The 20,030-nt window shown below is 72.4% G+C and carries 2 protein-coding genes; both read left to right on the forward strand.

All coding sequences use genetic code 11. From position 1 onward, the window contains the following. The coding region (locus ABZ348_RS33770) for a type I polyketide synthase (RefSeq protein WP_358939693.1) at positions 1 to 12,821 on the forward strand (12,821 nt) is incomplete at its 5' end. A gap of 37 nt (positions 12,822 to 12,858) precedes the next feature. Then, positions 12,859 to 20,030, forward strand: a 7,172-nt coding sequence (locus tag ABZ348_RS33775) for a type I polyketide synthase (protein ID WP_358939695.1), incomplete at its 3' end; no start/stop codon positions are given.

Consider the following 20,030-nt stretch of genomic DNA (forward strand, 5'->3'; position numbering starts at 1 on the left):
AGTTGTTGGTGGGGGAGGGGGTGCGGGCGCGGTTGATTGATGTGGATTATGCGTCGCATTCGGTGCAGGTGGAGGAGGTGCGGGAGCAGATCCTTTCCGACCTGGCGGATATCACGCCGGTTACTGGGTCGGTGCCGTTCTATTCGACGGTCACTGGGGGTTGGTTGGATACGGCATCGTTGGATGCTGAGTATTGGTATCGGAATTTGCGGGAGACGGTGGAGTTCGAGGCGGCGACGCGGGGGTTGTTGGAGGAGGGTTTCCGGTTCTTCATCGAGCCCAGCCCCCACCCCGTACTCGGCTTCGGCGTCCAGGAGACGGCCGAAGCGGCTGGCACGGCCGACTCCGCACAGGGCCCAGCGGTGGTGCTGGGGACCCTGCGGCGAGGCGAAGGCGGCCTCGAACGCTTTCTGTTGTCGCTGGGCGAAGCCCATGCAGCCGGCCTCTCGCCGGACTGGGACCGAGTGTTCGCCGGACACCGCCCGGATGGCGTCTCGCTGCCGACTTACCCCTTCCAACGCCGCCCGTACTGGCTGGAGGACACCCCCGCCGCCCCGGACGCCGGCCCCGGACACCCCTCCGAAGGGGACGACTTCTGGGAGGCCCTCGGCGGCGGCGACCTGGACCGGTTCACCGCAACCCTCGGAGTGACCCGTGAGGACCCCCTCGACGTGGTTCTCCCCGCGCTCACGACCTGGCGCACCGAACGCACCGATCGCTCCGTGGTGGACTCCTGGCGCTACCGGGTGACCTGGCGTGCCCTGCCCGAAGGCCCCGCGCCCCAACTGGCCGGCAGCTGGCTCGTTCTGTCATCGGCCACACAGCCCGAGCAGCAGGCACGACGGTCTGCTGAGACCGTCCACGCCCTGGAGCAGGCCGGGGCCGCAGTGTTGCACGTACTGCTCACCGAGGCGGATGCCGAACGCGCGGTGCTGACCGACCGGATCCGCGAAGCCCTGCAACCGGTCGCCGGCCCGGTCGCCGGGGTGTTGTCGTTGCTCGGCCTCGACGAGCGCGCCCACTCCGTACACCCCACCGTCCCCCTGGGCACGGCGCTGAACCTGGCACTGGTGCAGTCCCTCGGCGATGCCGGGGTCGACGCACCCCTGTGGTGGGCGACCCGCGGTGCGGTGTCGGTCGGGCTCACGGACGCCGACAGTCCCGTCAGCGCCGCACAGAACCTGCTCTGGGGGCTCGGCCGGGTGGCCGCGCTGGAGTACCCGCAGCGCTGGGGCGGACTGGTCGATCTCCCGGAAACCCTGGATGCGACCGCCGCCGCACGCCTGTGCCGGGTGCTGGCCCAGGGAGCCGGGTCCGAGGACCAGTTGGCCGTACGCGCGACCGCCTGCCACGGCCGACGACTGGTGAGGTCCGCCCTGGGCGACACCGCTCCGCGGCGGTCCTGGCGGCCGGGAGGCAGCGTACTGATCACCGGTGGCACCGGTGGGATCGGCGCGCAGATCGCCCGCTGGCTGGCCCGGCGCGGAGCCGAGCACCTGGTGTTGGTCAGCCGTCGCGGCCCGGACGCGCCCGGCGCGCCGGAGCTGTCCGATGAGTTGACCGCTCTCGGCGCCCGAGTCACCGTGGCCTCCTGCGACGTCGCCGACCTGGACGCCCTGCGCGCACTCAAGGACGGCCTGGAGCGGGACGGCCACCCCATCGGCACCGTTTTCCACGCCGCAGGGGCCGGACTGCTGGTGCCGCTGCCCACGACCGACCTGGACGAGTTCGCGGACACGCTCTACGCCAAGGTCGGCGGGGCCAAGAACCTGGACCTGCTGTTCGACCGCGACTCGCTCGACGCGTTCGTCCTGTTCTCCTCCATCTCCGGGGTCTGGGGCAGCGCCGACCACGGCGCCTACGCCGCCGCGAACGCCTACCTCGACGGCCTCGCCGAGAACCGCAGAAACCGCGGGCTGGCCGCGACGTCCGTGGTCTGGGGGATCTGGAACCCCGAGGACGGGGCCGGCATGGCGGCCGAACTCGTCGAGGAAACCCTCCGCGGCCACGGCGTGCTGTTCATGCCGCCCGCCGTGGCGATCACCGGTCTCCAACAGGTGTTGGATCACGACGAGACGGTAGTCCTGGTCACCGACATCGATTGGGACCGCTTCGCACCGGTGTTCACCTCGGCGCGCCCCAGCCCGCTGATCGCCGACCTGCCCGAAGTGCGCAGAGCCCTGGCCGCCGAACCGGTCGCCGGCCCCGACGGAGCAGTGGGGACCGCCGGAGCGTCCTCGGCACTGCGCGACCGGCTGGGCCCGCTCCCGGCGGCCGAGCGGACACGGGTGTTGATCGACCTGGTCCGGACCCAGGCCGCCGCCGTCCTCGGCCACGACTCGCCCGACGCGGTCGCCCCGGGCCGTGCCTTCCGCGACCTCGGCTTCGACTCGCTGACCGCGGTGGACATGCGCAACCGGCTCAACACCGCCACCGGGCTGCGCCTCCCCGTCACCGTCGTCTTCGACTACTCCTCCGCCACCGCACTGGCCCGGCACCTGGAGACCGAGCTGCTGGGAGCGGTCGACCAGCCCGCCGCCACGCCCCCGCCCACACCGGCCCTCGTCGACGCAGACGAAGACCCGATCGTGATCGTGGCCATGAGCTGCCGCTACCCCGGCGGAGTGCGCACCCCCGAGGAACTGTGGCGCCTGGTCGCCGACGGACACGACGCGGTCTCCGAACTGCCGTCCGACCGGGGCTGGGACCTGGACGGCCTCTACGACGCGGATCCCGACCGGCCCGGCAAGAGCTACGCCGCCGCGGGCGGATTCGTCCACGACGCCGGACTCTTCGACCCCGCGTTCTTCGGCATCTCGCCCCGCGAGGCCCTGGCGATGGATCCGCAGCAACGGCTGCTCCTTGAGACGTCCTGGGAAGCGATCGAGCGCGCCGGCATCGATCCGGCGTCCCTGCACGGCACCAGCACCGGGATCTTCGCCGGCGCCTCCTACCAGGGCTACGGCGGCACCCTGCGGGACGTCCCCGAAGCGCTGGAGGGACTGTTCATCGCGGGCATCTCGACCAGCGTCCTGTCCGGGCGCGTCGCCTACCAACTGGGGCTCCAGGGGCCCGCCGTGACCGTGGACACGGCCTGCTCGTCGTCGCTGGTCGCGGTGCACCTCGCGGCCCAGTCGCTGCGCTCGGGCGAGTGCACGCTGGCACTGGCCGGCGGCGCGACGGTGATGGGCACCCCCCTGTCGTTCACCGGCTTCAGCCGACAGCGTGGGCTCGCCGAGGACGGGCGCTGCAAGTCCTTCGCCGCCTCGGCGGACGGCTTCGGCATGGCCGAGGGCGTGGGCGTGCTGGTGCTGGAACGGCTCTCCGACGCCCGGCGCAACCACCATCCGGTACTGGCGGTCCTGCGCGGCTCGGCGATCAACCAGGACGGTGCGAGCAACGGACTGACCGCGCCCAGTGGGCTGGCCCAGCAACGGGTGATCCGCGGCGCGCTGGCGAACGCCCGGTTGACGGCCGCGGACGTGGACGTGGTGGAGGCACACGGCACCGGTACCCGGCTGGGTGACCCGATCGAGGCCGATGCCCTGCTGGCGACCTACGGGCAGGACCGGCCGGACGACCGGCCGTTGTGGCTCGGTTCGCTGAAGTCCAACATCGGCCACACCCAGGCCGCCGCCGGTGTCGCCGGCGTCATCAAGATGGTGTTGGCGATGGGCCACGGGGTGCTGCCGCAGACGCTCCACATCGACCGGCCGACCCCGAACGTGGACTGGGCCGCCGGGTCCGTGTCCTTGCTGACCGAGGCGACCGACTGGCCGGAGACCGGCCGTCCACGCCGGGCCGGGGTCTCCTCGTTCGGACTGAGCGGCACCAACGCCCACGTCATCATCGAGCAGCCGCCCGCCGTAACCGACCCACCTGCCGTAACCGACCCGCCCGCGGTACCGGACGCACCAACCGTCACCGTTCCGTGGATCCTCTCCGGGCGCACCCTCGACGCCCTAAAGACCCAGGCGGCACAGCTGCACGACCATCTGACGGAGCGTACGGAACTGTCGCCCGTCGATGTCGGCTACTCCCTGGCGACCACCAGGACCGCCTTCGAACACCGTGCCGTCGTCGTCGGCGACGACCGTGCGACCCTGCTGCGCGGCCTGCATGCGCTGGCCACCGGGAAACGTGCCCCCGACCTGATCAGCGGCACCGTCGCCCGGTCCACCAGGACCGTCTTCGTCTTCCCGGGCCAGGGCTCCCAATGGGCCGGGATGGCACAGGAACTGCTCGACCTCGCGCCCGTCTTCGCCGAGCGGATCGCCGCCTGCGAACGCGCCCTCGCCCCGCACCTGGACTGGTCGCTGCTCGCCGTCCTCAGAGACGAGCCCGACGCGCCCCCACTCGACCGGGTCGACGTGGTGCAGCCGGTGCTGTTCGCCGTGATGGTGTCCCTGGCCGAGCTGTGGCGTTCCCACGGGATCGTCCCGGACGCCGTCGTGGGCCACTCCCAGGGGGAGATCGCCGCCGCCTGCGTGGCAGGAGCGCTCTCCCTCGATGACGCCGCGCGGATCGTCGCACTGCGCAGCCGGGCCCTCCTCGCCCTGACCGGACGCGGCGAAATGCTGTTCGTACCCCAGCCGGCCGAGGCCGTACGGGAGGCGCTTCACGCCTGGGAAGGAGTGCTCGACATCGCCGCCGTGAACGGGTCGGCCTCGGTGACGGTCTCCGGCGACCCGGCGGCGCTGGCGGAGCTGCGCGATCAGTACTCCGAGGTGGGCGTGCTGACCTGGCCGGTACCCGGCGTGGACTTCGCCGGACACTCGGCACAGGTGGAAGAGATCGAACAGGAGCTGCTGACCCTGCTCGCCGGGATCGAACCGCGGACGTCCGACGTCCCGTTCTACTCGACGGTCAGTGGCGGCCTGCTGGACACCGCCGCCCTGGACACCGCGTACTGGTACCGCAATCTGCGCCGACCCGTGGAGTTCGAACGGGCGGTCCGCGCGCTGATCGCCGACGGGCACCACACCTTCGTCGAGTGCAGCACCCACCCCGCACTCACGGTCTGGCTGCAACAGGCCGTCGAGGCGGCCGAGGTCGGCGACGGCGCCGTCGTCGGAACCCTGCGCCGCGACGAAGGCGGCCCCGCCCGCTTCCTCACCTCGCTGGCCGAACTGCAGGTCCACGGAGCGCCAGTGGACTGGGAGCCGGTCTTCGCCGGATCCGGCGCACGGAAGCGGCCCCTGCCCACCTACGCCTTCCAACGGCAGCAGTACTGGCTGGACACCATCGCCCCGGACCGGCCGTCCGACGACACCACCGGCCCCGACGCGGCCGACTCCGGGTTCTGGGAAGCGATCGACCGCGGGGACCTGGACACCCTCGCCACCACCCTGCGGGTCGAGGACGCTGAACTGCGCGCCTCCCTCGACTCGCTCGTCCCCACCCTGTCGGACTGGCTGCGCGGACGGCGCGGCAGCACGACCGCCGACCGTTGGCGCTACCGCGTCGCCTGGCAGCCCCTCCCCACGCCCGGGCGGCCCGAGCTCTTCGGGAACTGGTTGGTCATCGCCCCCGCCGGCACCGCCGCCGAGCCGACCGTGGCGTTCGTCCTCAACTCCCTGCGCGCTCACGGCGCCGCGCCGGTCCTCGTCGAGGCGGGCCCGGACGCGGCCGGCCGGGCCGGGTTCACCGAACTGCTGCGCAACGCGCAGGACCTGACCGGCGACACACCTGCCGGGGTGCTGTCCCTGCTCGCCCTCGCCGAGGAACCCCACAGCGCGGACTCGGCACTACCGCTCGGACTGGTGCTGACGGTCGCGCTGCTCCAGGCGCTGGGCGACCTCGGCGCCGACGCCCCGCTCTGGTGCGCCACCCGGGGAGCGGTCTCGGTCGGCCGCTCCGACCGGACCGAAAGCGCACTGCAAGCGTTGGTCTGGGGCCTCGGCGGAGTCGCCGGAGTCGAGTACCCGCAGCGCTGGGCAGGACTGGTGGACCTTCCACAGCGGCTCGACGACCGGGGCCGGACCCGACTGGCCGAGGTGCTGTCGGGGTTGGAAGGCGAGGACCAACTGGCGATACGGGCCTCCGGCGTCTACGGCCGCAGGCTCGTCCACGCCGGAGTCGGTGACACGACCCCGCTCCGCAGCTGGACGCCCGAAGGCACGGTCCTGGTCACCGGTGGAACCGGCGGCGTCGGCGCTCAGATCGCCCGACGGCTCGCCCGCACCGGCACCGCGCACCTCCTGCTGACGAGCCGTCGCGGCACTCGGGCACCGGGGGCGGACGCCCTGCTCGCCGAACTGCGCGAACTCGGGGCCGAGGTCACCGTGGCCGCCTGCGACATCGCGGACCGGGACGCGCTGGCCGACCTGCTGGCGGGCATCCCGCCCGAACGCCCGCTGCGCGCCGTCCTGCACGCGGCGGGCGTCCTGGACGACGGGGTGATCGACTCGATCACTCCCGAGCGTGCGGCCGGAGTCCTGCGTCCCAAGCTGGACGGCGCCCGCAACCTCGACCAACTCACCCGCGAGCTCGACCTGACCGCCTTCGTGCTGTTCTCCTCGCTGGCCGGAACGCTCGGCGGCACCGGCCAGGGCAGCTATGCCGCAGCCAACGCCTACCTCGACGCCCTGGCCCGACAACGCCGCGACCTCGGGCTGCCGGGCACCTCCGTCGCCTGGGGCCTCTGGGGCGGCGAGAGCCTCGCCTCGGGAGCCGTCGCCGAACGGCTCGTCCGCAACGGTCTGCCGGCCATGGACCCCGAGTTGGCCACGGCCGCACTCCAACAGGCGCTCGACCACGACGACACGGCGGTGCTGATCGCCGATTTCGCCTGGGACCGCTTCACCCGGGCGTTCACCGCGCTCCGGCCCAGCGCCGCCATCGGCGACCTGCCGGAGGTGAGAGAGGTGCTCGCGGCAGCGCGCCCGGCCCTTGCCGACGGCACGGAGTCACCGGCCCTGCGGCTGGCCGGGCTGTCCCCGGCCGAACGGGACCAGGCCCTGCTGCACCTGGTCCGGGTCGAAGTCGCCGCCGTGCTCGGCCACGCAGGACCCGAAGCGGTGGAACCCGACCAGGTGTTCAAGGACATCGGCTTCGACTCGCTGACCGCCGTCGAACTGCGCAACCGGCTCGCCGAGGCCACCGGGCTACGGCTGTCGGTGACCCTGGCCTTCGACTATCCCACCGCGACGGTGCTGGCCGCCCATCTGCGCACCGAACTGCCGGGGGCCTCCGTCACCGCGACCGACGCCGTCCCCAAGGCGGCACCGTTGCCGGCAACCGGCGTTGACGACGACGTGATCGCCGTCGTCGCGATGAGCTGCCGCTACCCCGGTGGCATCAGCACACCCGAGGAGCTGTGGGAGCTGGTCACCACCGGCCAGGACGCGATCTCCGGCTTCCCCACCGGACGCGGCTGGGACCTGGAGGGCCTCTACGACCCCGACCCCGACCAGGTCGGCAGCACCTACGCCCAAGAGGGCGGCTTCCTGCACGAGGCGGACCGCTTCGACCCGGCGTTCTTCGGCATCTCACCCCGTGAGGCGCTCACCATCGACCCCCAGCAGCGGCTGCTGCTCGAACTCTCCTGGGAAGCGTTCGAGCGGGCCGGCATCGACCCGCTGTCGCTGAAGGGCAGCCGCAGCGGCGTCTTCGTCGGTTGCAGCCACCACGACTACGGCTCGCGGGTCACCGAGCCGTCCGAGGAGTTCGAGGGCTACCTCGGCATCGGCAGTGCGGGCAGCGTGGCGTCCGGACGGATCTCCTACAGCCTCGGTCTGGAAGGACCCGCGGTGACCGTGGACACGGCGTGCTCCTCGTCACTGGTGGCGGTGCACCTGGCGGCGCAGTCACTGCGGGCCGGGGAGTGCTCGCTCGCACTCGCCGGCGGGGTGACCGTGATGTCGACGCCGGGCGCGTTCGTGGAGTTCAGCCGACAGCGCGTGCTCGCCGAGAACGGACGCTGCAAGCCCTTCGCCGCCGCAGCGGACGGCACCTCATGGGCCGAGGGCGCAGGGCTGCTCGTCCTCGAACGGCTCTCCGACGCCCGGCGCAACGGGCACCCGGTGCTCGCCCTCGTACGCGGCTCGGCCGTGAACCAGGACGGTGCCAGCAACGGCCTGACCGCGCCCAACGGCCCCTCGCAACAGCGGGTGATCCGGTCGGCGCTCGCCAACGCAGGGCTGGCGGCGACCGAGGTGGACGCGGTGGAAGCGCACGGCACCGGGACCAAACTGGGCGATCCGATCGAAGCCCAGGCCCTGCTGGCGACCTACGGTCAGGAGCGGGTGGCGGACCGGCCGTTGTGGCTGGGGTCGCTGAAGTCGAACATCGGGCACAGCCAGGCCGCCGCCGGGGTGGCCGGGATCATCAAGATGGTGCAGGCCATGCGGCACGGTGAACTGCCGCGCACCTTGCACATCGACGAGCCGACGCCCTACGTGGACTGGTCGGCCGGCGCGGTACGGCTTCTCACCGAGAACACCCCGTGGCCAGTGACCGGCCGTCCGCGACGGGCCGCGGTGTCGTCGTTCGGCGTGAGCGGCACCAATGCCCACACCATCCTGGAACACCCCACCGACCCGGACCGGGAACCGACCACCGCCCCCCGCAAGGCCCCTTCGCCCGCCGCCGTGAACGTCCAGGACACGTCTGCTCTCCCGTGGCTGCTGTCCGCGCGGAGCGCCGACGCACTGCGCGAGACGGCCGGGCGGCTACTCCGCCGCGTGGAGCGGAACCCGCAGCTCGATGTGGCCGACGTCGGCTACTCGCTGGCACTGAACCGAAGCGCCTTCGAACACCGGGCCGCCGTCACCGGCACGGACCGGGAATCCCTGCTGCACGGGCTCACCGCCCTCGCCTCGGCCGAGCCGTCCACGGACCTGGTGCAGGGCGTCAGCGGCGCGCCCGGGAAGACCGCCTTCCTGTTCCCCGGCCAGGGCAGCCAGCGATCCGGCATGGGCGCCGAGTTGTACGCACGCTTCCCCGTCTTCGCGGATGCCTTCGACGCGGTCTGCGCGGAGCTCGATCCCCTGCTGGACCGCTCGCTGCGCGAAGTGATCGACGCGGCCCCCGGCACCCCCGACCACGGCCTGCTGGACCTCACCGGATACACCCAACCCGCCCTGTTCGCGCTCGGTGTCGCCCTGTTCCGGCTGGTCGAGAACTGGGGTGTGCGACCTGACTACCTGCTCGGCCACTCGGTGGGAGAACTGGCCGCCGCACACGTCGCCGGTGTGCTCTCGCTGTCCGACGCCGCCGCCCTGGTGGCCGCGCGGGGCCGACTGATGCAGGCCCTGCCGACCGGAGGCGCGATGTTCGCCCTCGCCGTCCCCGAGGAGGACGTACTACCGCTCCTCGCGGGCCGGGAGAGTTCCGTCGGACTGGCAGCGGTCAACGGCCCGGCCTCCACCGTGATCTCGGGCGACGAGGCGGAGGTGGCCGAACTCGCCGCCGTACTCGCCGAGCGCGGGCACAAGACCCGTCAGCTCCGGGTCAGCCACGCCTTCCACTCCGCCCTGATGGAGCCGATGCTCGCCGAGTTCCGCAAGGTCGCCGCGGGGATCGAGAGGGGAGAAGCCACCGTCCCGATCATCTCCGACCTGACCGGGGAGCCGGCCACTGCCGAGCAACTCGGCTCGCCGGACCACTGGGTGGAACACGTGCGCGGCACGGTGCGGTTCCAGGACGGAATGCGCCGGCTGGAACGCGAGGGCGTCACCGCGTTCCTGGAACTCGGACCCGATGGCGCACTCAGCACCATGGGGCAGGACTGCCTGACACAGGACACCGACCCCGCCGGCGCTGCCGTGCTGGTACCGCTGCTGCGCAGGGACAGGACCGAGACGGACGCGGCGACAGCCGCCCTGGCCAGGCTGCACGTCCACGGCGTCCTGGTGGACTGGAAGGCCGTCCACTCCGGTAGCGGAGCCGACTCCGTCGACCTGCCGACCTACCCCTTCCAGCGCCAGAGCTACTGGCTGGAGGGCAACTCAGCCGGAGCGGACCTGCCGTCCGCCGGACTGCTGACGGCCGATCACCCACTGCTCGGCGCCGGCTCGGAACTCGCCGAATCCGACGGCTTCCTGTTCACGGGCCGGCTCTCGGTCCGCAGCCATCCGTGGCTCGCTGACCATGGGGTCTTCGAGGGCGTACTGTTCCCGGCCACCGCCTTCCTGGAACTCGCGGTCCGCGCGGGCGACGAGGTCGGCTGCGACCAGGTCGAGGAACTCACCCTGGAGGCGCCCCTGGTGCTCCCCGCGAGCGGTGCGGTCGCCCTGCAACTCACGGTCGGAGCCCCGGACGGTTTTGGTGCCCGCCCGCTGAGCGTCCACGCCAGGCCCGAGGAGTCCGGCCCCGACGCGCCCTGGACCCGCCATGCGAGCGGCCTGCTGACCGCCGGCGAAGAGCCGGCCCCGGCCGACCCGGCAGAACTCACCACCTGGCCGCCGGCCGGCGCCGTACCACTCGACGTGGAGGGTCTCTACGAGCGCTTCGCCGAGGGCGGATTCGCCTACGGTCCCGCGTTCCAGGGCCTGAGGGCTGCCTGGCGCCTCGGCGACGAGGTCTTCGCCGCCGCAAGTCTGCCCCCGCAACAGCAGCCGGACGCGAACGGATTCGGCCTGCACCCGGCACTCCTGGACTCGGCACTGCACGCGCTGGTGTTCGACGTGCTCCAGGGGCCCGCCAAGGGGTGGCTCCCGTTCTCCTGGAACGGGGTGCGGCTCCACGCATCGGGCGCGTCAGAACTCCGGCTCCGGCTCACCCCCACCGGTCGGGACGCCGTCGCTGTCCTGGCGACCGACGGCACCGGCCAACTGGTGGCCTCGGCACGGTCCCTCGTGCTCCGGCCCGTCTCGGCCGATCAGTTCAAGGCCGAACGGAGCGGGCACCACGAGGACCTGTACCGACCCGAATGGCAGGCTCTCCCCGAGCGTTCAGGGACGGCCGCGGACAGCGCCTCCGGACCGGAGACATGGACCGTGCTCGGTCCGCAGACGCCCTGGCGGCCCGGCTCCCCACCGCTCCCGGGCCGGGCCGTGCAGGACCTCCCCGCACTGGCCCGACTGATGGACGCGGGCACACCGCCGCCCCGACTGGTGCTGACGACCGTCCCGTCCTCCACCGGGTCGGCCGAACCGGCCGGCGGACTGGGCGACGCGGTACACGACAGTGTCGGTGAAGTCCTCGCACTCCTGCGCGACTGGCTGGCGGACGAACGCCTCGCCGAGTCCCGACTGGTCCTGGTGACCTCGGGCGCGGTGACCGTCGCCGACGAGGTCCCGGACCTGGCCCTGGCAGCGGTATGGGGACTGGTCCGCTCGGCACAGACGGAGAACCCCGACCGCTTCGTCCTGCTCGACCTGGACACCCACGAGGCATCACCCGCGGCTCTTGCCGAGGCACTCGCCTCCGGTGAGCCCCAACTCGCGATCCGGGCCGGAGCGGTGCACATCGCCCGACTGGCCCGGGTGCCACGGTCCGCGACCGAGCGCAGGCCCGGCTGGGACGCGCGAGGAACCGTCCTGATCACCGGCGGCACCGGCGCCATCGGTGCGCAGGTAGCCCGTCATCTGGCCGCCGAACACGGCGTCAGGCACCTCCTGCTGACCAGCCGCAGCGGCCCGCGCGCAGAAGGGGCGGCGGAACTCCTCGCCGACCTCGCAGCGCTGGGCGCGCAGGCCGAGATCACCGTCTGCGACGCCGCCGACCGCGACGCGCTCGCAAGCCTGCTGGCCGGTCTGCCCTCCGCACACCCGCTGACCGCAGTGGTGCACGCCGCGGGCGTCCTCGCCGACGGCGTGGTCGCCACCATGACGCCCGACCAGCTCGACCGGGTGCTCCGCCCCAAGGTGGACGCGGCGGTCAACCTGCACGAGCTGACCGCCGACCTGGACCTCTCCGAGTTCGTCCTGTTCTCGTCCATCGCCGGCGTCTTCGGCGGCATGGGCCAGGGCAACTACGCCGCCGCCAACGCCTTCCTGGACGCACTCGCCCACCGGCGCCGGGCCGACGGTCTGGCCGGACGCTCCCTCGCCTGGGGGCTCTGGGCCAACCGGACCGGGATGACCGGCGGTCTCACCAAGGCCGACCTGCAACGGATCGCCAGGGGCGGGATCGTCGCCTTCACCCCGGCGGAAGGACTCGCATTGTTCGACGCGGCCGGGACACTGGACGAGACGGTCGTCCTCCCGCTGCGGCTGGACACGGCGGCGGTACGGGGCCAGGCCGCGACCGGCGGGGTCCCGGCCCTGCTGCGCGGCCTGGTGCGCCCCGCGGCCCGGCGCGGAACGGCCGGCCGCGCCACCGACGCTGGACCCGAGCAGGCCGCTGCGCTGAAGAAGCGGCTCGGCACGCTCAACGGCCCCCAGCGCGAACGCGTCCTGCTCGACCTGGTCCGCTCCCATGCCTCGATGGTGCTCGGCCACAGCGGCCCTGCCGCCGTCGAGCCGGGCCGCGGGCTGCTGGAGATCGGCTTCGACTCGCTGACGGCGGTGGAGCTGCGGAACCGGCTCCGCGCCGCCACCGGACTCCAACTCCCGGCGACCCTGCTCTTCGACCATCCGACCTCGGCCGCGATCGCCGGACACCTGTCCGTCGAGCTGGTCCCCGAACCCGGCTCGGACCCGGTCCCGGGACTGGACGAACTGCACCGGCTGGAACTCGCCCTCGGCAACGGCGTCGACGACGGCGCGGCCCGCGACCAACTCACCGGCCGGCTCCAGGAGCTCCTGGCACGCCTCGATCCGACGGCCGGTGCGACCAACGGCACCGGCAGCGACGACGGGATCGAGGACCGCATGGACGGTGCGACCGACGACGAGATCTTCGACTTCATCGACAACGAACTCGGCATGTCATGACGCCGACCCAGGCACGCGAACCGAGGTGGCGACGTACATGGTGAACGACGACAAGCTGAGGGACTACCTCAAGCGTGTGACGGCGGACCTGCACCGGACCCGGCAGCGCCTGACCGAGGCCGAGGCAGCAGGCCGCGAACCGATCGCCATCGTCGCGATGAGCTGCCGGTACCCGGGCGGCGTCGAGTCGCCGGAAGACCTGTGGCGGCTCGTCACCACCGGCACCGACGCGATCACGGGCTTCCCCGACGATCGCGGCTGGGACCTGGACCACCTCGACGATCCCGAGCAACTGCGCAACGGCACCAGCTACGCCGTGCAGGGCGGCTTCCTCGACGGCGTGCGGCGGTTCGACCCCGGGTTCTTCGGGATCTCCCCGCGCGAGGCACTGGCCATGGACCCCCAGCAGCGACTGCTGCTCGAAACCACCTGGGAAGCGTTCGAGCGGGCCGGGATCGACCCCGCGACACTGCGCGGCAGCAGCACCGGGATCTTCGCGGGGGTGATGTACCAGGACTACGCGGTGCGGCTGCGCCAGGTCCCCGACGACGTGGCCGGCTACATCGGCAGCGGCAGTTCCGACAGCGTCGCCTCGGGCCGGGTCGCGTACACGTTCGGTCTGGAGGGACCTGCCGTCAGCGTCGACACCGCCTGCTCGTCCTCGCTGGTCGCGATCCACCTCGCCGCGCAGGCGCTGCGGCAGGGCGACTGCACCCTGGCGCTGGCCGGTGGTGCGATGGTGATGTCGACGCCCGTCCCGTTCGTGGAGATGAGCCGGCAGGGCGGTCTGGCCAGGGACGGCCGCTGCAAGTCCTTCGCCGCCGCCGCGGACGGCACCGGCTGGGGCGAGGGCGTGGGGATGCTGTTGTTGGAGCGGCTCTCCGACGCCCGGCGCAACGGGCACCCGGTGCTCGCACTGATCCGTGGCAGCGCCGTCAACCAGGACGGGGCGAGCAGCAGGCTCACCGCCCCCAACGGCCCCGCGCAGCAGCGGGTGATCCGCCAGGCCCTGGCCAACGCAGGGCTCACCCCCGCTGAGGTGGACGTGGTGGAGGCCCACGGCACCGGCACCCCGCTGGGCGACCCGATCGAGGCCCAGGCACTGTTGGCCACGTACGGGCAGGGGCGAGCGGACGGGCAGCCGCTGCTGCTGGGTTCGCTGAAGTCCAACATCGGACACACCCAGGCGGCGGCCGGCGTCGGCGGCGTCATCAAGGCCGTGCTGGCCATGCGACACGGGACGGTACCGCCGACCCTGCACGCTGACGAGCCGTCACCACAGATCGACTGGACCGCGGGCGCCGTACGCCTGGTCACCGAGAGCACCCCATGGCCGGAGACCGGACGCCCGCGCCGGGCGGCCGTGTCCTCGTTCGGTGTCAGCGGCACCAACGGACACGTCGTCCTGGAACAGGCGCACGACCCGGCCGAGCAGACCGTTGCGGAAGGGACACCGGACAGCGGCCCCCTGCCGCAGGTCCTGCCCTGGGTGCTCTCCGGCCGCACCGCCGACGCGTTGCGCGCGCAAGCCGGACGGCTCCGGGCACACCTGGACGCCCGCCCCGGGCCGGGCCCCGCAGAGGTGGGGCACGCCCTGGCGACGACCCGCGCCTCACACGAACACCGCGCCGTGCTGATCGGCGCCGACCCGGACGAGTTCCGTAGCGCCCTCGACGCCCTGGCCGCGGACGCACCCGCCCCCGGCCTGGTGCGCGGCATCGCAGGATCGGGCGGCGAGGTCGCGCTCGTCTTCCCCGGCCAGGGGTCGCAGTGGGCCGGGATGGCGGTGGAACTCCTGGACACCGCACCGATCTTCGCCACCCGGCTCGCCGACTGCGAGCGTGCCCTCGCGCCGTTCGTCGACTGGTCGTTGGAAGCCGTTCTGCGCGGTGTGCCCGGCACGCCTCCGCCGGAACGGGTGGACGTGGTGCAGCCGGTGTTGTGGGCGGTGATGGTCTCGCTCGCGGAGCTGTGGCGCTCCTACGGCGTCACCCCGGGCGCGGTGATCGGCCACTCACAAGGGGAGATCGCGGCGGCGTGCGTCGCGGGTGCCCTCTCGTTGGACGACGCCGCGCGGGTGGTCGCGCTGCGCAGCCGGGCGATACGGGCCCTCTCCGGTCGCGGCGGAATGGCGTCCGTGGCGCTGCCAGCCGCGCAGGTCGACGAGTGGATCGCCGGCTGGGACGGCCGACTGTCGGTCGCGGCGGTGAACGGACCCGCCTCCACGGTGGTCTCCGGGGACGCGGACGCACTGGAGGAGTTCCTCGGACAGGCGACGTCCCGACAGATACGAAGCCGGCGGATTCCCGTCGACTACGCATCGCACAGCAGCCAGGTCGAGGACATCCGCGCGGAGTTGCTGACCCGGTTGGCCGGGCTGACTCCCCGGCGCTCCGAGATCCCCTTCTACTCCACGGTCAGCGGCGGCCTACTGGACGACACGTCCATCCTGGGCGGCGCCGACTACTGGTACCAAAACCTGCGCGGGACCGTTCGGTTCGAGCAGGCGACCAGGGCCCTGCTGGCGGACGGCTACCAGGTGCTGTTGGAGAGCAGCCCGCACCCGGTGCTCAACGTCGGCGTGTTGGAGACCGTCGAGGACACGGGCGCCGACGCCACGGCAGTCGGCACGCTGCGCCGCGACGAGGGCGGGCTGCGCAGATTCACCGAGTCGCTGGCCGAACTGCACCTGCGCGGCGTGCCGTTGGACTGGGACGCAGTCTTCCCCCGGCGACGACCCGGGCTGGTGGAACTGCCGACCTATGCGTTCCAGCGGGAACAGTACTGGCTCGGGGACGGCGCCGCCCCTGCCGCCGATGTGACCTCGGCGGGCCTCGCCCCCGCCGACCACCCGCTGTTGGGCGCGATCGTGGTGCTCGCGGACAGCGACGGCCTGCTGCTCACCGGGCGGCTGTCGACCCAGACCCACCCCTGGTTGGCCGACCACGCGGTCCGGGGCAGCGTGCTGCTCCCGGGAACCGCCTTCCTGGAACTCGCACTGCAAGCCGGAGCCCGTATCGGCTGCCCCCGGGTCGAGGAGTTCACCCTGGAAGCACCCCTCGTACTACCCGAGCACGGCGGGACGATGTTGCGCCTGGCCGTGGGCGCACCCGACCGGGAGGGGCGCCGCCCCCTGAGTCTCCACTCCCGACCGGACACGGGGTCCTGGGAGGGCGCGGAGGGCGACGCATGGACGCGGCACGCCGAGGGCGTGCTGGTCGAGGAGAACGAGCGGCTCGCCGCGGGGCGGGCCGAGGACGACGAACTGGCGCTCTGGCCGCCGCCCGGCGCCGAACCGATCGCCGTCGACGGGCTGTACGACCTCTTCGCCGCGGGCGGATTCGTCTACGGCCCCGCTTTCCAGGGGTTGCGGGCGGCCTGGCGACGGGGTGACGAGGTCTTCGCCGAAGCCGTCCTGCCCGGTGGACCCTCACCCGATGCCGACCGCTTCGCCCTGCACCCGGCACTGCTGGACGCGGCCCTGCACGCCACCGGACTGCCCGGCACCGCCGCCGCGGACGCGCACCCCGGAGGACGGCTGCCGTTCTCCTGGAACGGTGTCGCCCTGTACGCCACCGGCGCCACCGCGATACGGGTCAAGCTCGCCCCGGCGGGCCCCGACGCGGTGTCGCTCCAGGTCGCCGACCCGACGGGCCGTGCCGTTGCGACGGTGGAATCGTTGGTGCTCCGGCCGCCCGTCACCGAGGGATCCGCCGCCGACGGCGGCGGCAGCGGCAGCAACCATCACGACCTATACGAGGTGGAGTGGATCCCGGTGTCCTCATCCGGGGCCGGAACACCCATGCACCTCGCCACCGACCTGGCTTCGCTGATCGCCGAGGTCGACGCGGGAGCGCCGGTGCCCGAGACGGTGGTGCTGGCCTGCGGGGAGCACGGGGAGCATGGGGAACACGGGGACGCGAGCGGCCCGGCCGAGGCGGTCCGCGCCACCGTGCACCAGGTCCTCGCGGACGTGCAGACCTGGCTGGCCGACGAGCGCTTCACCGGTTCCCGGCTGGTCTTCCGCACCCGCGGTGCGGTCAGCGCGGGGGAAGCCGTACGGAACCCTGCGCACCGTGCGGTCTGGGGCCTGGTCCGCTCCGCCCAGTCCGAGCACCCGGGGCGCTTCGCCCTGCTCGACGTCGATCCGGCCGATGAGTCCGGGACCTCAGCCGGTGTGGCAGCGGCACTTGCTTCGGGTGAACCGCAGTCGGCCGTGCGGGGCGTGGACGTACGCGTGCCCCGCCTGGCCAGGGTCGCGAAGGTCGAACCGGAAAGGTCGGCCGCCGCCGTCCGGGCACTGAACCCGGCGGGGACGGTCCTCATCACGGGCGGCACCGGTCTGCTCGGGTCCCATGTCGCCCGCCGACTGGTCGCCGGACACGGCGTTCGGCGACTGCTGCTGCTCTCCCGCAGCGGACCGGGCGCCGCAGGGGCCGAGGATCTGCGAACCGAACTCGGGGCGTTGGGAGCCGAGGTCAGGATCGTCGCCTGCGACGCCGCCGACCGGGACGCCCTCGCGGCGGTGCTCGCGGACCTGCCAGCCGACCACCCGCTGACCGCCGTGGTCCACACCGCCGGCACCCTTGACGACGGCATCGTCACGGCGCTCACGCCCGAGCGGGTGGACGCCGTGCTGCGCCCCAAGGTGGACGCCGCGCTCAACCTGCACGAGTTGACCCGCGATCTCGACCTCGCGGCGTTCGTCCTCTTCTCCTCGGCCGCAGGCACCTTCGGGGGCCCCGGGCAGGCCAACTACGCCGCGGCCAACGCCTTCCTCGACGCCCTCGCCGAGTCGCGACGGGCGAGGGGGCTGGCCGGTCAGTCCCTGGCCTGGACGCTGTGGGAGCAGCCCAGTGCCTTGACCGGTCACCTGGACGACGCCGACGTGCGGCGCATCGCCCGCTCCGGAATGCCGCCGCTCACCACCGACCAGGGGCTCGCGCTGTTCGACACCACCCTGACCGTGGACAGGGACGCCCTGGTGCCGATGCGCCTGGACACGGTCGCCCTGCGGTCCGCAGCGGAGGCCGGAACCCTGCCGCCGCTGCTGCGGGGTCTCGTACGGACACCTCTCCGGCGGGCGGCGACGACCACGAACACGACGGTCGACGACAACGCCCTGCGCCAGCGCCTCGCGGGTCTCGACCCTGCCGGACGGCTGCGGGAACTGGTCGAGCTGGTCCGCACCCATGCGGCGGCCGTGCTCGGTCACGCGTCCCCGGACGCCCTCGACGCCGGGCGGGCGTTTCGCGAACTCGGGTTCGACTCGCTGGCCTCGGTGGAACTGCGGAACCGCCTCAACACCGCGACCGGGCTCCGTCTTCCCGCAAGTCTGGTGTTCGACTACCCGACGCCGACCGCCCTGGCGAACTTCCTACGGGATGGGCTGACGGATGGTCGACCTGAGCCGGCCACCGCCGCTTCCGTAGCCCCGACAGGCAGGGAGCGGAACGCCGACGACGATCAGATCGCGATCGTCTCCGTGGCCTGCCGATTCCCCGGCGGTGTCCGCTCGCCCGAGGACCTCTGGCAGATGCTGGCCGAAGGCCGCGACGGCATCTCCGAGTTCCCGACGGACCGCGGCTGGGGACTGGACGCCCTCTTCGACCCGAACCCCGACCACGCCGGCACCTCCATCACGCGCAACGGGGGATTCCTCTACGACGCGGCCGAATTCGATGCGGAGTTCTTCGGTATCTCCCCGCGTGAGGCGCTGGCGATGGACCCGCAGCAGCGACTGCTCCTTGAGACGACCTGGGAACTGTTCGAACGCGCGGCCATCGACCCGACCACCCTGCACGGGGCTCCCATCGGCACCTATGTCGGCCTGATGCAGCAGGACTACGCGGCACGCCTCCTGCCCCGCATCCCCGACGAGGTCGAGGGGTTCCTCGGCACCGGCAACTCGGGGAGCATCGTCTCCGGGCGCCTGGCCTACGTCTTCGGACTGGAAGGCCCTGCGGTCACCGTGGACACCGCGTGCTCGTCGTCCTTGGTCGCACTCCATCTGGCGGTACGGGCGTTGCGGTCAGGTGAGTGCTCCATGGCCCTGGCCGGCGGTGTGAACGTGATGTGCAGCCCCGAGTTGTTCGTGGAGTTCAGCCGGCAGGGCGGTCTTGCCCCGGACGGACGCTGCAAGTCCTTCGCGGCGGGTGCCGACGGCACCGGCTTCGGCGAGGGCGTGGGGATGCTGCTGGTCGAGCGTTTGTCGGACGCCCGTCGCAACGGCCACCCGGTGCTTGCGGTGGTGCGTGGTTCGGCGGTGAACCAGGACGGGGCGAGCAACGGTCTGACAGCGCCGAACGGTCCGTCGCAGCAGCGGGTGATCCGGGCGGCGTTGGCGGACGCAGGGCTGACGGCGTCCGATGTGGACCTGGTGGAAGCACACGGTACGGGTACGACACTGGGTGATCCGATCGAGGCGCAGGCGCTGTTGGCCACGTATGGCCAGGACCGGCCCGTCGAGCGTCCGGTGTGGATCGGGTCGTTGAAGTCGAACATCGGCCATGCGTCGGCGGCTGCCGGTGTGGGCGGTGTGATCAAGTCGGTGTTGGCGTTGCAGCGCGAGGTGATGCCGAAGACGCTGCACGTCGACGGTCCCACGCCGAATGTGGACTGGTCGGCGGGGGCGGGGCAGTTGTTGACGGAGGCACGGGCGTGGGAGGACACGGGTCGTCCGCGGCGGGCGGGTGTGTCCTCCTTCGGTGTGAGCGGTACCAACGCCCACATCATCCTGGAACAGGCGCCCGCGGCAGCCCTGGCCGACCAGCCGGAGACGCCGGAGCATGTGCCCACCGCCGTGCCGTGGCTGCTCTCGGCGCGGAGCTCTGAGGCCCTGCGGGATCAGGCGGCAGCACTGTCGCGCGAGGCGGGCGACGGACAGGACGCGTCCGCGGTCGATGTGGCGTACTCCCTGGCCACGGGACGTGCCGTGCTGGGACAACGCGCGGTGGTGGTGGGGTCTGGTCGTGATGAGTTGTTGGCGGGTGTTGCGGCGTTGGGGCAGGGGTTGCCCGCGTCGAATGTGTTGATGAGTGGTGGGGTGGTGTCGGGTCGTTCGGTGTTGGTGTTTCCGGGGCAGGGGTCGCAGTGGGTGGGGATGGCGGTGGGTTTGTTGGATGAGTCGGTGGTGTTTGGGTGGTGGATGGGTGAGTGTGAGCGGGTGTTGGGGTCTTTGGTGGGGTGGTCGTTGGTGGGGGTGTTGCG

It is taken from the genome of Streptomyces sp. NPDC005963 (assembly GCF_040638655.1).
Classification (GTDB): domain Bacteria; phylum Actinomycetota; class Actinomycetes; order Streptomycetales; family Streptomycetaceae; genus Streptomyces.